The organism is Halomonas colorata (assembly GCF_014897985.1).
GTDB lineage: Bacteria > Pseudomonadota > Gammaproteobacteria > Pseudomonadales > Halomonadaceae > Vreelandella > Vreelandella colorata.
On sequence record NZ_JABUZA010000006.1, the window covers coordinates 123,882 to 139,716 of the forward strand.

At 49.7% G+C, this 15,835-nt stretch carries 10 protein-coding genes and 1 pseudogene; 2 read left to right on the forward strand and 9 right to left on the reverse strand.

All coding sequences use genetic code 11. The annotated features are described in order from the left end of the window. Positions 1 to 73 precede the first annotated feature (73 nt). Entirely contained in the window at positions 74 to 1,624 is a 1,551-nt protein-coding gene (locus tag INT33_RS05225) for a hypothetical protein (RefSeq protein ID WP_193091303.1), read from the reverse strand. Positions 1,625 to 1,887: 263 nt separating this feature from the next. On the opposite strand from INT33_RS05225, the gene INT33_RS05230 reads away from it, so the two are divergent. Together INT33_RS05230 and INT33_RS05235 are read left to right on the forward strand one after the other, a co-directional pair. After that, on the forward strand, positions 1,888 to 2,640 hold the full coding sequence (locus INT33_RS05230; protein WP_193091304.1) for a hypothetical protein: 753 nt from the start codon (positions 1,888 to 1,890) through the stop codon (positions 2,638 to 2,640). A 557-nt stretch (positions 2,641 to 3,197) separates the two neighbouring features. Continuing rightward, entirely contained in the window at positions 3,198 to 5,300 is a 2,103-nt protein-coding gene (locus INT33_RS05235) for a putative bifunctional diguanylate cyclase/phosphodiesterase (RefSeq protein WP_193091305.1), read from the forward strand. Positions 5,301 to 5,596: 296 nt separating this feature from the next. On the opposite strand, the gene INT33_RS05240 is transcribed toward INT33_RS05235, so the two are convergent. From INT33_RS05240 to hsdR, 8 genes and pseudogenes are all read right to left on the reverse strand, one after another. Then, positions 5,597 to 6,088, reverse strand: a complete 492-nt coding sequence (locus INT33_RS05240) for a DUF4411 family protein (protein WP_193091306.1) — start codon at positions 6,086 to 6,088, stop codon at positions 5,597 to 5,599. Further along, complete coding sequence (locus tag INT33_RS05245; RefSeq protein ID WP_193091307.1) at positions 6,085 to 7,224, reverse strand: ImmA/IrrE family metallo-endopeptidase; 1,140 nt, start codon at positions 7,222 to 7,224, stop codon at positions 6,085 to 6,087. Before INT33_RS05245 ends, INT33_RS05240 begins: the two co-directional genes overlap by 4 nt. Before the next feature lie 154 nt (positions 7,225 to 7,378). Beyond that, positions 7,379 to 8,536 carry a hypothetical protein gene (locus INT33_RS05250; RefSeq protein ID WP_193091308.1) on the reverse strand — a complete coding sequence of 386 codons (1,158 nt, stop codon included), beginning with the start codon at positions 8,534 to 8,536 and terminating at the stop codon, positions 7,379 to 7,381. 2 nt (positions 8,537 to 8,538) lie between these two features. Continuing rightward, the gene (locus tag INT33_RS05255) at positions 8,539 to 10,239 is read right to left on the reverse strand and encodes an AAA family ATPase (protein ID WP_193091309.1); all 1,701 of its coding nucleotides are present in this window, start codon (positions 10,237 to 10,239) and stop codon (positions 8,539 to 8,541) included. After that, entirely contained in the window at positions 10,239 to 10,646 is a 408-nt protein-coding gene (locus INT33_RS21325) for a restriction endonuclease subunit S (RefSeq protein WP_264298930.1), read from the reverse strand. Before INT33_RS21325 ends, INT33_RS05255 begins: the two co-directional genes overlap by 1 nt. Next, complete coding sequence (locus INT33_RS05260; protein ID WP_264298931.1) at positions 10,600 to 11,592, reverse strand: restriction endonuclease subunit S; 993 nt, start codon at positions 11,590 to 11,592, stop codon at positions 10,600 to 10,602. The genes INT33_RS21325 and INT33_RS05260 overlap by 47 nt, the downstream gene beginning before the upstream one ends. Next, a complete protein-coding gene (locus INT33_RS05265) occupies positions 11,592 to 13,220 on the reverse strand; it encodes a class I SAM-dependent DNA methyltransferase (protein WP_193091310.1) in 1,629 nt (542 codons plus the stop codon). The genes INT33_RS05260 and INT33_RS05265 overlap by 1 nt, the downstream gene beginning before the upstream one ends. 142 nt (positions 13,221 to 13,362) lie before the next feature. Beyond that, a pseudogene (gene hsdR, locus INT33_RS05270) lies at positions 13,363 to 15,750 on the reverse strand (type I restriction-modification system endonuclease); the annotation flags it as partial. Positions 15,751 to 15,835: the final 85 nt, after the last annotated feature.

Consider the following 15,835-nt stretch of genomic DNA (forward strand, 5'->3'; position numbering starts at 1 on the left):
AAGGCGCACTCCAAGGCCATTGGTGAAGGCTTGCATTTTTTTGAGAGCCGCCGCTTGTAACGAGTGGCGTGGCTTAGCGTGGCAGGTGTTTTGCACGATGCGCCTGCCAATACGTTGTCAGGTCATAGGGTACCGACGTGTCAGTGATGATACCACTTGGAAGATAGGCCTCGTCGTTGTTGTGCAAGACATGCCCTCGCAATGACCAGGCTGGATAGGGTCGACCATGGCGATCCCGTGCGGGCGTTAACGTGTAATGTAACGCGTCAAAGTCAATATCATGGTGCCTGTCCGCCAGACACCTTAATTGTCCGTGGAATGACTTCGCTAAGTGATGCGCGAGTTGATGGCGTAATGCCGCCTCCGGGTCTAATTGAGCATCGGGGGCATTGGGTAAGGGTTCGTCATCGCATAAGGTTCGCCATTGCGTCGATAGCATTTGCATCGCCTCGGCATGTACATGAGCGCGCAACCAGTCTGCTTGTGAGGTGTTACACGTTTCCGCGAACGCCCTGATCGATGGGGATAGATGATGCAGCAGGGGCAGAAGAATTTCGGCGTATATGCGGGCCTTTTTGTTCTCCTCAAGCTTTTTTTCGAGCTCCTCCATCACATTTAACTGGTTAAAAATATAAGTAGGCATGGCTGCTTGATCTGACCGTTTTGTACCAGCACTCGTGGGATTGAGCTTGTTATATCTCTCAATCAGGAAATCTTCATATTTCAAGCAAACGCCATAAGCCATCAGCGCATCGATAAGGCCATGATTCAATTCGGTACCAACATTCCTGCTTGGCGTAGGAAAGTACAGTGCCACGACGTTACTCTCTGGATTTCCGAGCAATGGATGGGCAAGGTTTAGTAGGTAGATCGAGGTCATGCGTTTACCTAATAGCATGCCTGCCTGGCCCGGCTGGTGATACGCGATAATACCGAGCGTTTTGAGCTTTTTAAGTTGACCCGCAAGCTGGCTGGTCGACATACCCGTCAAACGTTGCAAGGTGATAAGGCTCAGGTCGGTCACGATGCCTGGCACCTCTGAACGCGCTAACAACACCATCAACACCAAACGATTGGCCCGTGTCAGCTGCTCTTTGCGTCGATGGCTATGGTGTAAATTCGGCTGTCTGACCGACAGCGGTAGTTTTGTTTTTTCTTTATCGTCTCCCGATGGTTCCGGCGAAGAAGATTCTGCATGAGCCGATGCTTCTTCGTGGCTTGCCGATGAAACCGTGACCTTTGCTACGTTTTGTGACGGTGCCTTGGCCGGTACGCTGACAGCAAGCGGGTCATAGTGACTAATGTACTCAATGCGGTCTGATAAAGAGATCTCTTCGTTGGGCAGGGCTTTCAAGGTCGCAAGCAACGTCGGCGCGACGCGATATCTATAGCTCGGCCGCCCCCGTCCCTTTGCTACAGGGATCGCTTCGATAACACCCGCTTTTTTTAGTTCAAGCAGCGTCTTTTGTCCCTGGCGAAGTGGCATTTTCAACTGGGCCAACAAGGCGTTTACCGTCGCTTCTATAGACGCATGTAACCCAGTATGGCGTTCCCATTGCCATAGGAACCAACGCGCTTCAATTGGTAGCTGCATATCTTCATAATAAAACAGCTGATAGCCCATTCCACCCCCGACCCAACCGTTTATTTTATCAATTTACCCTCGTTAATATTACCCTTATTCAGGAAGGTTTAATACGTGCTTTAGCTCTACATAACAACGTCACACAACGAAGTAATGCTACTAAGTCACATGACATTATCATGCCTTTTCACGCGGGGCATTGAGCCAATATGATGAGCGGCCTATACTCGACTCTACCCTAGCCGTCGCATTGCTTTCATGCGTATCACCTTTACTGCTGACTAACGTGCAAACATTGCTTTATGACAACGACTCCCCACGCGTGGATTGAACGCAACAACTCCGCACAGCTAAGATGGATTGCCGACTACCTCGGCCGCACCCATCCCGTCTTTCACCAAACGTTCATGGGTGATGCCTTAACGCAGCCTGAGCGAGTCGTTTATTTAATCGACACCATTGAAAGACACATGGTTGAACCTTGGTTTCGAGAAAATTATGGAAAATTAAGAAATGCTTGGCGGCAAAAAAAGGTTCGGAAACAGCCCGGTAAAAAGTCTGCGACTTTTATGTTGCCTGTTTCCACCTTGTCGACGTTAGAAAGGTTGGCCAAGCAGCGGCATCAAACGAAAGTGACGGTATTGAACACGGTAATTGCCGATGCTTGTAATGACCACCAACGGGCGAAGGAGGATGCCCAGAAGAACAAAGCAACCTATCAACAGCACTTAAAAACACAACGAGAACAATACGAAAAAAAAGAACATGCCTATCAACGCGTGATTGAAACACTGCTGACTGCAGTGGCAGAGCACATTGATCAGCAGTGCTCCTTGGAAGCGAAGATGGGGGGGCCGGATATCTCGCCTCTAGAGGCTGGTGACATAGAAACGTACGAAGCATTAGTGGAGCCACACCTAGCCGCTTTAGCACCCCATTTAACGAACCTAACGCTCGTTCGCTTTAAAGGCGAGTCGCTAGCGAAGCGATTAGCGAATCTGGCCCAAGCGCGTAAACAGACCGCTGAAGCTCCGACCAAACTAGGCAAGTCATAGCAGCACAGGGTACGGCCGTATTAACGGGCATTTTGCGCTTTGTTTGTTGATGGAGTCAGGAGCCGATTGCGTTGCGCCAATATTGCACTTCGATACGAGAGCGGTTAAATGAAGCAAGGGTGGAGGATTCTGTAAAAAATCTTGGAGCCGGGCCATCTGGTGAAAAAGTGATGAGTTTGCTTGGCTGCTGCTAAGAAAGGGGTGACGTAGCCGGATGTCAGAATGCTGTCTTCATGATTGCCTAGTCTTCGGCGCAAAGTCTCTCTGTAGCAGTATGTAGCTTTTGATGTATGGGTAGTATATAGGGTAGTAACCTTGTTTATTCGGCTTGTTGTTATTATTTAAATATATGATTTATATAAAAAAATACTTTATATTCAATTTTAAGATTCAGAATATTGAGTAACGAATGTTTGCGTAATGTTTGTTAAAGTAACTGTTCTAGGGGGCTTACCGCTAATAGCGCTCATAGATCACCGTGAATTTAAGGCACACTATTGTTTGTTGCGCTTTTTACTCACCCATGTTGCTTTAAAAACGCTTGAGATCTGCACGCCATGCATGAGCATCATGCCTCCTACAGTTTTACGTTGGTGGCGCTATCGTTGGGTATTGCCACTATTGCGTCATTCACGGCACTGGATCTGGCGGGTCGTGTGCGGGCAAGTAAAGGCGTGGCGCGCCACCTCTGGCTCTTGGGCGGTGCTTTTGCCATGGGAACGGGCATTTGGGCGATGCATTTTATCGGCATGCTCGCCATGGAAATGGCGGCAAGCATAGCCTACGACATTGCCTTGACGCTTTTATCGCTGATCGCGGCGATTCTCTCCTCAGCGCTGGCATTGGCCATTGTTCAGACAGGGCGGCTTTCCAGTCTCCGGTTGGCGCTTGGCTCTCTGGTCATGGGGAGCGGTATTTGTCTGATGCACTACGTAGGGATGACCGCCATGCAGACTCAGGGCTCGCTGCGCTATCAGCCGAGCCTTTTTCTATTGTCGGTGGTAATTGCCATTTCAGCATCAGCGTTAGCGCTATGGCTCGCTTTCCAGCTCAATCCGACCAGCATTCGTCGACCACCATTATGGCAACGCGGCCTAGCGGCTCTGGTGATGGCCGTAGGCATCTCGGGTATGCACTACACCGGTATGGTGGCGGCTATCTACCCTGAAAACGGCATGTTGCTGGCGGACGGTGGCCTGTCTACTTATCCGCTCGCCATTACGGTAGCGTTGGTGTCGACCTGCATCATGCTTGCTGCTCTGATGATTTCGCTCTTCGATGCGCATATGTCGTCGCGCAATGCGCAGTTAGCGACTTCACTGCGTGAGGCCAATCTAGAGCTTAAGCACATGGTTTATCGCGATGCGCTGACGCAGTTGCCTAATCGACTGTTACTTGAGGAAAAACTCGATACACAGCTTGCGGCTCGCCTACCGGTGTTTGCGCTTTTCTTTGTCGATTTAGATCGCTTTAAGCATGTCAATGATTCACTGGGACATCATATTGGCGATAAGCTGATTCAACAGGCCGCCGCCCGGCTACAAGCAGCGGTTCGCGATATCGATACAGTTGCGCGCGTTGGCGGAGACGAGTTCATGGTGTTATCAGGGGACAACACCAGTAGGGAAGAAGCCGCTTCACTGACGAAGCGTATCGTCAGTACGCTGGATAAGTCTTTCTTGATTGCCAGCAGTGTAGTGAAGGTATCCTCCAGTGTAGGTATCAGCCTTTATCCCGAGCATGGCCAGGATAAACATGAACTGATGATTCACGCTGATGCCGCCATGTATAGCGCCAAACGGATGGGGCGCAATACGTTTCAGTTCTATGAGCCGGATATGGCGTCTCAGGAAGAGCGAAGCTTGCAGGTTGAAAGGCGCTTGCGCCTTGCCCTTGGCACCGAGAGCTTGAGCCTTGCCTATCAGCCCAAGGTAGATGTCAAAACGGGGCGCATCACCGGTGTGGAGGCGCTGCTGCGTTGGTACGATGATGAACTCGGTAATGTAACTCCAGATGAGATCATTCCCCTGGCAGAAGACACTGGGCTTATCTGGCCTATTGGCGAATGGGTGCTTAATACCGCCTGCCGTTATGCTAAAGCGTGGGAAGATTCTACCGGCCAGGCCCTTCCCATGGCCGTCAATATCTCGGCGATGCAGCTCGATAATCGCCACTTTGTTGATATGGTCAAACGAGTGCTCAACGAGACCAGCTTGCCACCCAACCGCCTTGAGCTTGAGTTAACCGAGAGCGCTCTGGTGTTAAATCCGGATAGCGCGCTAGATACACTCAATGAGCTTAGTGATCTGGGAGTTGCACTCTCCATCGATGATTTTGGTACGGGCTACTCGAATTTGGCCCAGCTAAGGCGCTTTCCTATCAAGCGTTTGAAAATTGACCGTACCTTCATGTCCGATGCCGTCACTAACCTGCAGGATGCTGCCATCGTCAAAGCCGTGGTCGCGCTGGCGCATAGTCTTGATTTACAGGTCGTGGCTGAAGGGATCGAGAACGAAGAACAGCTGGATTTAATCCGCCAACTGAAGAGTCATGAGTACCAGGGGTATCTGTGTAGTAAAGCGTTAACGGGTGAAGAGCTGACGAGCTTCTTTAAAAGTTACAAGCAAAAGCCAGCCTTGTGCTTGGATGTGTCATCTTAAGTGATGACATATAATAAAACCTTTTCAGAGCAACAGTGACTCTTGGTATGCGCCAAATATCATCTCTGACGCCAGCAGAAGCTAAAAGTGAATTGGTGCAGTACCTTCACACCGAAAATATTGATAATCGTGCGCAAACGGGCAGCTCCACGCTACTGCTGATAAAAGCTATGCGCGGAAGGTGTGTTTTTTGCGATTTTCGTATTGAGGATGATTGTCTTTTTGGTACTGCGTAAAAAGCATTAAGTAACAACCAACTAGCGGTGCATCTCGCAACGGCGCTGATTGAATGTTACTTATTGACCGAGAACGAATCTGGCTTCCAACTCTCGCAGAAAGCGAAAGGTGTTGAGGCAGGGTACTTCGAACTGCTGGCATATATTTGGGACTTTAACTTTACGGGTGTTAGCGGCAGCGACAGCTTCATGCGTTACCACGCTGGCGCCAATGGCTTTAGCTTTGGCAATAATCCATGGGTCGGCTTTTGCCAAGAAGTTGTCGCGATTGCCGGGGTTATAGTCGCCTTCCATAACGAACTGCACGATGTCAGCAAATAGAGCCTGGGTTTGCTCATCGTCATTGCTGATAAAGTGATCTGGCCGCTCGCGAACCCAGCTAGCCAGGTCATCGTTACCTTCTTTTAGCTCGCGGCCAATCATATCGACGCTGGCAATGGTACCTAGCGCAAACTGCCTATCCAGCCAGTCCCAGTAAGCGGGGCAAATATCCATTCCGTAATACTGGTTTTTCGCTTCGATATAGGTATTTGCGTCCAGTAAATATCTCAAATGCCCAGCTCCTTAGCGAAGCGCTCTATTTTATTCGGTTTTACCCCGCCTAGTAGGTCGCCTGCTTCGCGTAACATCAATTGACCGCTAAGCGCTTCACTAACGACTGCCCTAGAAAATGATTGGCTGATTTGGGATTTTTTAGTCTGGTAGTAGGTTGGCCCACCACTGCTCTCATTTGCTTTGTGCTGTGCCTGCTGTTCAGCAATATAATGGCCGTATTGTGCTTGAGAGATAAAGTTGAGCGTCAACGCACGGCGCGCCAATGCCCAGGTGCTGACGTGAAAGTGGGCTTCCAACGCAGGTAGGTTGTCTTGCCAGTGCGCCAAATCGTGTTGCCAAAGAGTGCTGAACTCTCGTTCTGGTACTAAAAACTCTGCGGCGACGGCATTACACAACACTTCTTGTTGGCGGTGCGTATTAGCGTTTCCGTCGGAAATGCCAGACTGCCCAATCCAAACATGACAAAGCTCATGGATCAGGGTGAATAAGCGGGCACCTAGCGCATCGCCATGATTGACGAAAATGATAGGCGCATAGTCATCCACAATGGCAAACCCGCGAAATTCTTCAACGCGCAAAGGGCGTGTGTAGTGGCCCATATCGCCTTGGCGCATCACCAGTATGCCCTGCGCTTCGATTCGCTGGGTCAAATCGCGGTAATAGTCATCCCATTTGCCACGCTTTGGGTGATCTCCAACCCCTAGCTGTGAGCGCATATCTGCGACGATGTCTGCAACAGAGTGGCTCGCAGAGAAGCGGCCAACATGAGGGTTAGGCTCAGCAAAGTGCTGCTTTAAGTAGTCCCGGTACCATTCCTGGCGCTGAAGCATTAGCTTGATCAGATCAAGAAGCTCAGCGCTTGGGCGTGTGACGCCTTGGCCTTCCAGAGTTCGAAGATCGGGAATGGGCAACACTTCTTCGGGCGGCTGTGTAAGAAACAGGTAGCCAAAAGGGACGTAAGCTTTTTCGGCAAACTGCATCGCCTGACGGAAGGTGATGGGCTGTTCACCCGCTTCCCATGCCAGCAGTTTTTCTTCATTCACCCCGCACTTATGTGCAAATTCAGGCACCGGGATGCCGGAGCGCTCGCGCGCCCAGGTCAGCATCTGGGTGTTGATATTTGCCTTGACCATACGGGGCTTTCCTGTGTATCAATCTTCGTGTATTGAGTACTGATTAAATTGAGTCTAGCAGCACCGTGCATCGAGCCCAATAGGGTAATGAGCTAAGAGGTAATACTTTTTCTTGGAGTAGATATTTTTTAGCATCTAAATAAAAATTAAGTCGTCATATTCTGCCAAATGTGGCTTCCATATCGTCTTTGTCAGCCTGTTGGCGCTTCCAATCTAACAGTGTCCATATATCACGAAGAAATTCCGCATCCTGCGCTGCTAAGTGTTCGCAGACGCGGTACCACCAAAAACTCCCTTCCGATGTTCGGTAATCAAGTGGCATACGACCAGCAAAGCGACCCAACTGAACACGGAAATCATTAAAATCTCCAGGGTTGAGTAGGCGCGAAGTGATAGTTTCACAAAAACTGACGGCAACACGATTTTCAATACGAGAAGGCACTTGATACACCTCTCGCCATACACTGATTTTATCAAGCAGTTCTGCAGGGGCGTCAGGAAAATTAACAACAACCTCTTCAATAGGGGCATCGATAGGATTAAGTTTTAGCCTTTCTAAAGTTTTTGGTTGAACTACTACTTTGGCATAATAATAACAACTCTCTCGCGAAGGTGGGAGCGGGTAAAACGCTTTTCGTCTTTCACCTTCGTTATTAATCAGCAGGTTCCTGGCACCTTTAGCCTTTGAATTACACGTATGGCATGTAGGTATAAAGTTTCCAGGATGGGCTCCATATATCGAGTATTTATCTTTACACAAAATATGGTCGTAGTCGGCTCGCCATTGGTCTTCATCGGCTAAGTTTGTTCGATTTTGAGAAAGATATTCAGTACCACATACATAGCAAAGTAAACTGTTATTGTTGATACGCAAAAAATCTTGATAGTGCTTCTCAATAGAGCTACCTGACTGTCGTTTTGCTTCAGAAAGACTTTTGGTTCGTAAGAATAGATGTGTCGTTAATGCTTTTATGGCGCTAAATAACTCTTCCGGCTCAATCAGAGGTAAGTCTTCGTCGATGTCATCAAAAAAGATTTCGATGTTCTGGCATCGTCTTACCAAATTATATAAATTACTCCGTGCACCCACCCCAGTCGGTAAAACGCTCCAAAGATCATGAAATTTTTCACGTGTTTCAAGATTAGTCCAACAAACACTACGAACGTTACCATCCGGGCAGGTGTGTTCTGTGAATAGAGCTTCCGAAAACACATTGCCTTGAATAGACTCCTGCAAGAAGTGCAAGAACTCATTGTTTAGCAAAATAAATACATTACAAAGGGGAGTCTGGGGGTGAAGTGGGAATAACATTATTATTGTAACTTCCTTAACAGATATGCTTTTTCCATGGAATCCCCTAAATTTTCCTCAATCCAGCGGCTAGCTTTAAAAGCATCATCGGATTGATTTCCTGCGGGAAGCCGTCGCTTAATATCTTCAACGACTGATTGTGATATCAAAGAGCGCAATCCATAATACTCTTTAATTAGCACATCAAATGCTGCTCCATATGTTTGGCTAAAAGCAGGCCCCATCGAAATTAAACCGTCATTGTCTCGCTCAAAGAACCTTACATTTTCCCGTTTGAGCGATGAAATCATGAAAGGCGAATGAGTAGAAAGAAAAACCTGTGACGACTTATCAGCCTTGTTTCCTAAAGAGATAGCACTTAGGAGATGGCTATGAAAATATGTACGCCATGATGGATTAAGGTGAGTCTCTGGTTCGTCGAACAGGAAAAGTGCTTGTGACCTGCTGAAAATAAAAGCAGCAGACATAATCTGTATTAATTGGGCTTCACCGTCCGAAAGATCGTCCAGGCTTACCGTATTCCCACTGTTATCTTCCAGCAATAATTCTACGATACTCAAAGGCAGTTTTGTTTTCAGAGGCTTTTTAACAGCCCCGAAAAAATCACACCTGCAAAGCTCTTGCCGTACCGAATAGCCCCAATTTTTAATTCCAAGCTGCTGGATATTATACAGTCGTTTGAAAAAGGTTAATGGATCGTCGTAATTTGCCTCCCTTAACCTTTCCAATAAACCTTGGTCAAGAAGATCAAGCGTAATTTCTCCAGCAAGATAGTTTAGTTCATACATTTCATATTGGGAGGGGGTAGTTGTCTGTCCAATACGGTGGACTCGCTCCTCTCCCGCAATGCGAATCAGCATCTTTACATCTCGTATTGCATCCTCTTCAATTACCCCTGTGCGAAGGTCATAGCGGATGACAGCTTTGTGCAGTCTATTGAAGGTTACTTCACTGAATAAATCTTGCACTGTCCCGAGTGGCAGTACGGCAAGGCTAAGCAGCAGAAGGCCTACATTGTCATAATCTATATAAATGAGTTGGCTGGCTTTCTGGTTCACTTCAATAACGTCAAGATAGCCTCCCTGATCAAAAGCTGCACCAGACACTGAACTGAAAATGTGCGGGTACTTCTCTGCATATTTTTGGTTAATATCAGCTCTTCGCTTCTCATCAACCTTGCCAGATAGCTCCTTTTGCCGATTTGCACTGACACGCCGAACTTCGAATTGTTGAACCGCATTCTTCATGAAACTGCGCTGAAGATTCTCGTTCAAGCCGGATGCGTAACCCACTACCTGGGGTATTGGGATGTTGCGTTCATCATCCTGCAATAGAATCCAATCACCGTCCTTACGAACCGCAACGTGAATACGCCCATTGGTTTCTATGCTAACTTTAAATTCCGCCGACCCAGAGTAATCAAATAGTCCATCATGACGAGTTAACACATCAATGTCGTGTCGCAAATCCCACTCGTAATGCAACGTAACGCCGAAACCAAGACCTTTACCTGAAATAAATTCGACTCTCTGCCAACGCTCCAGGAATGCGAAGGCCTCAGCAATTAACTCAAGAAGCTGAGATTTCCCTGATCCATTTAGACCTATAAGCGCAAAGATATTCCCTTCGGTGCGGTCAAAATGAAACGACTGATCCTTAAGGCCCTTATATTGGCCGTTCAAGGCTATTTGCAAGAGCCTCATCAGCCGTTTCTCCTGATTCGCTTTACTACTATAATCCTCTCTGCCTTGATGCGTTCCAACAGCTCCTTGGCGCTATTCTCACCGTTGATCATTTCAGGATTTTCTTTGCGCCACTGCTCTGTGAGTTCGCCGCGAAAGGCTTTAGCAAGAATAGATTGGGTGAGGTTGTTTATCCGCGCTAGCGCCTGATTGACCTGCTGTTCAATACGGTCGGCATGGGCAAAAAGCTGGTCAACGCGGCGAACAATTTCGGTTTGTTCATTTTTACTCGGCACTGCAATACCAATCTCACGAACCTTATTGAGATTAAGATTAGGCTGAGCCCCACCCGCAGCAGCTTTACGCGTTTCCTCATAATTCTCAAGAAGTCGAAGCTTGAGATAACTGCGTATTATCTTGTTTTTCATTTGCCATAACTGCTGCGCAAGCTTGGTTACAAGTAGCTGAAATCTTTAACTCTGTTACTTGGCCCCTGGTTTTTCCTTCACCGTACATGGCCAATAGCAACGTGCCTGGTGGGAATATTTTGAGAGAGCAGTCTGCTACTGCAAATTGAGTAACATATTGCTCAGCAGAATTAGTATAAATTGCACCCGTGCTCGCACTGGTAAGCCATGGAATTTCACCAGCTTGCCAGTATTTAGACTCCTTGCGGCTCGGAGTTTTGCCAGTTGCAACTATAGAAACATCACCAATTTTCATCTGCTTCCATGCAGCAATAGATACCCCATGCTCTTTACGCCACTCCTCCGTCAGCCGCCCACTCACCGCCGCCGCAAGCACGGATTGGCGAAAGCGTTTGAGTATCGCGGGAATGCGCTCAAGGCGGGCTTTGGTGTTGTCCACCTGGGCCAGCAGTGTATCGAGTTTGTCTGCGATAATTTGTTGTTCGACGAGGGGAGCTAAAACCATTGGTGCCGAAATACCATCTTTGGTTCCCAAACGCGGCATGTTAACGCCATAGCTGACTTCATTAACGTAACTCAAGAAGTCGTGAGTCTTTAGCCAATAAAAAAGATAGCGATTGAGAACGAATGGTTCGGCATCCAGAGGGATAATTTCTGTCGTGCAGACTCCTTGTTCATCTGCAAGCACCACCTTGTTTAAATAAGGACGCAGCTTTCCATAAAGCACGTTGCCTTTATAAAAAATATTCTTGGTGCTTTTGAATGGGCGCTCAGCAGCCGTTTTTCGCGCAAAAACTCTAGAGCTTTCTTTCTCTACATCTTCAAGCTCTAATACCCAAGTGCTATCGGAGACGTCGCTTAAAACACATTTTTGTGTTTTACCGTATTGAACAACATCGCCGAGTTTTGCGTTGCACCATTCGGGAGGCAGTTTATGTTGAGACATCACTCGGCCTCTCCCATCATTTCCTTCAACAACACTCGTTGCCCATCTGCTTCTTCCTCAGCCCCCAATTCACGCATCAAGCTATCCAACTCACCCATCGCCTGCACCAGCTCACTCATCGCTTCACCGGCCAGTACACTGGGTTCAGGCAGGTCAGCGGCATCCACGCTGTCCTTGTCCTTGAGCCAACTGATATCCAGTGAGTCGCCCTTGGTGTCGCGAATCCACTCCCGGCTAAAGCAGCGCCAGCGGGATTTGGCGAGGCGGTCATCACTCATACCCTGGTTTTCTTCTGAGACCTCAGCATCGACGGCGATCTCTTCGGCATTGAACGACCACTCGCCTTCCTGGCGAGTGCTCTGGCCGTTGGGGTCGTCGCCATAGACCGTTTCGAACGGTTTCAGGTGCTGCTCACCGAAAGGCGTGCGTTTACCAAAGCTGGACATATTCGTGCGCAAGTCGTAGAACCATACATTCTGGGTGCAACGTTCTTCCAGGTATTTATCCTTGGCACTACCTTTAGTAAAAAACAGCACATTGGTTTTCACTCCCTGAGCGTAAAAAATGCCGGTGGGCAGGCGCAGGATGGTGTGCAGGTTGCACTTATCCATTAGGTCGCGGCGGATACTTGACCCCGCATCCGAGTTTTCAAACAGCACATTGTCCGGCAGCACAACTGCTGCGCGGCCGCCGGGTTTTAGGTTGCGATAAATATGCTGTAAAAACGCTAGCTGCTTATTGCTAGTTGGATAGGTGAGGTCGTCGCGGGTAATGCTGGCGTCGCCGCCTTTGCTGGTGCCGAAGGGGGGATTGGCCAGTATCACATCGGCTTTGTCGAGACTTGCGCCTGCCTGGCCCAGGGAGTTGCCTAAAAGCACCACGCCTTCGTCTTCGCCTTCCATACCGTGTAACAGGCAGTTCATTAACGCCAACCGGCGGGTGCCGGGCACCAGTTCAATACCGACAAAGGCTTTGTTTTGCTGAAAGAGCTGCTGCTGGGCGTCCAGGTCGGCGAGGTCGTCGGTGTGCTCTTTAATGTACTGGTCGGCAGCGGTTAAAAAGCCTGCCGTACCCGCTGCTGGGTCTTGAATGAGTTCGCTGGGCTGGGGCTTGAGGCAGCGTACCATGCTGTTGATTAGTGCGCGGGGTGTGAAGTACTGGCCCGCGCCGGATTTGGTTTCGTTGGCGTTCTTCTCCAGCAAACCTTCGTATAAATCGCCCAGGCCGTCTTGTTGCGCGCTGAACCAGTCGATCTGATCCAGGGTTTTGATCATCTGTTCTAAATGGCGCGGCTCCCGCAGGCGCGTTTGCGCATCGGCGTAAACGGCGCTGATCAGTGGGTCGGTATGAATTAAGCGGCCCGTGCCATCGCGTCCACTGGAGAGGCTGAGCAGAATGCGCTTGTAGTCGCCCAGCAGGTTAATGCCAGATTTATTGTTAAGATCCGTCCAGCGGCAGCCTTCCGGCAGCGGGTGCTTTTTCAGGGTGCCTGCTTCGGTGTTCTCATGCACCATCTTGATAAACAGCAGTAGCACCAGCTCGGTGACATAGTCGGAGTAGTTGATGCCGTCATCGCGCAGTACGTCACACAGATTCCAGAGTTTTTGAACGATGTCGTTGTGGGTCATGAGGATCCTTGGGCGATAAAAAGCGATTGAAGCGCTGACATGTATAGAAAAGGCCGAAATCTTTGCACGTTACAAGGCACATGTTAAGAAAAGCCGGTTTTCTATACATGTGTCGCCTAGTCATAAAAACGAAATAGCGGTGTCACGCACTTTTAGGCGGCCACATTGCCTCATTCAGTTCTTCCAACACGCTGTCCAACTGCTCGCCCAGCACTTTATCCAGCTGCTTCGCGCCGCCTTGGAAGGCGGGGAGTTGGTTGACGGTGTCCCGGTCGAGGATGACTTCTTTGGTGAGCTGCTTGGCCAGCTTTCCTAGCCACTTACGTTGGTTGGGCGTCCAGTCGTGCTGGGTATAGAGGCGATCCATGGCATCGGCCACGCGCTGTTCAAACGGTTTTAACGGCTCGCCGAGGGCTGCGCGGCGAATGTGGCCGATGATGCTGGCGGCAATATCCTGGTTGGTGTGGTTGCGCACGGCACTTTGCAGGTTGGCTTCCGAGTAGCCGTGGTTATCCAGCAGCACTTTCACGTCTTTCAACTGCTGACGGGTTAGATCACTAGGTTGGTTGACCACCACGGCCAGGGCGGCAGATTGGTTGATCTGCTCTTTGATAAACGCATTGAAGCTATCCAGGTAGTCTTCGGGGCGTTTATGAACGCCGTAGCTTTGGCTGCGCTCGCGAATCTCATCGTCGTGGTCGGAAATCACCGGCATGCGTTCGCTACCCACTAGCTGCTTTACCTCGGCTAACTGGTGTATCAGGCCGCTATGCTGGCGAAGAAACGCGGATGCCTCCCTTGGCCCCAGCATATGTAAATGCTCGTGGAGCTTATTTGGCTCCACGCCCCACAAGCTATGTAGGTCATCGAGCTTTTGTTTCAGCACAGGTTTGTTTTCCGCTTTGGTCTCGGCTTTACGCAGTACGCGCATGACTTTTTGACTGAGTTGACTTAACACAACATCGGCTTGGCTTTTGCCCTGCTGTTCACCGGGGCTATTCAGGGCGTTTTCCAGCTGGTGCTCATCGGTCAGCTCATCTACTAACTGCTCAAGGCTGATATTAGGGTCTCGCACCAACGGCTTCATGGTGTTGACTTCTGCCAGGGCGGCGTAGATATCCACCGGGTCGTAGATGGTGAAGACGGTCTTGCCGATCTCATCGCAGCGGCGGGTGGCGCGGCCAATCATCTGCTCAAAAAGAATTCGCGAGCGTACCTGGCGCATAAATACCAAGTGACAGATTTTCGGCACGTCGATACCGGTCGTGAGTAGGTCCACGGTAATCGCGATATTGGGGTAGCGCTCGTTTTTATAGCGGCGGATTAGTTGGTTGACCTTGTCGCTTTTGCCGGTAATTTTAGCCACTGCTGTCTGGTTATAACTGCCGTTATAGAGCGCTTTGAAGGCATCATCCAGCAGCCGTTTGACCATGTCAGCATGAAGGTCGGTGGCGCAGAAAATCAGCGTTTTTTCATCGCCAAACGGGTCTAGCTCTTCGGCCAGTTGCTCGCAGATCACGCGGTTGAAATTTTCGTTGATGACCTGACGATTGAAAGCGTCGACGTCAAAGCGCAGCTCATCTTCTAGTTCAGTGGTATCGACTTCGCCGGTTTGGGTGTTGATCACCTCTATTGGCTTACCTTTCTCGAACTGGATGCCTTCTTGGGTCAGCAGGGTTTCATAGCGTATGGGCGGCTCGTGGTCGATCAGCCAGTCGTCTGCCACCGCTTCCCGGTAGGAGTAGGTGTACACCGGTTTGCCAAAAATCTCGCTGGTGTGCTTGGCCGGCGTAGCGGTGAGCGCGATTTTGATCGCATCGAAGTAATCGAGCACCCGGCGGTAGCTGGAGAGGTATTGGCTGGCATCGCGGGTGGCTAGCTCGCCTTCGGTCATCTCCTGATCTAGTGTGTAACCGCGGTGGGCTTCGTCGATAATGATGCAGTCGAATTGGTCAATCGGCGGCGGCTGGTCGTTCATAAAAATGCGCTTCACCATGGCCTGCACGGTGGCCACCTGCACGCGGGTTTCCGCTTCTGCTGCCATATCGCCCAGTTCTGCCACGTTGTAGATTTTGCTCAGGGTTTGGTTCTGCTCCAAGGGGGCTTCGTTGAAGGCATCAATGGCTTGATCGCCAAGGGCAGTGCGGTCGACCAGAAATAGAATGCGGTGAAAACGCTCGGTTTTTAAAAACCGGTACATCAGGCCGATGATAGTGCGGGTTTTACCGGTGCCGGTGGCCATGGCCAGCAGCGCTGAACGGGTGCCGTGGGCTAGAGCGTGCTCGGTAGCCAGTATGGCGTTTTGCTGGTACTCCCTTAACCGGAGGTAACCAAAAGGCTCTTGTTTAAGCAGCTTATCGGCGTTTTCTCTATCTCGCTCCAGCAGGTTTAATAGGCCGCCGGGGGTATGAAAGCGGGGTAGGGCGCGGCGGGTGTTGCTGGGCTCCCTTACATCCCGAAACCACGTGCCCGACTGCTCAGCCAATTGCGGGAGGTAAGGGCGGCCGTTGCATGAGTACACAAAAGGTACTTTAAAGTCACTGCTGTCCCATAAACATTAATAAATGAAAAAGCCTGGATCCAAGTGAGTAAAATGAGAGTGCGACCAAACACTC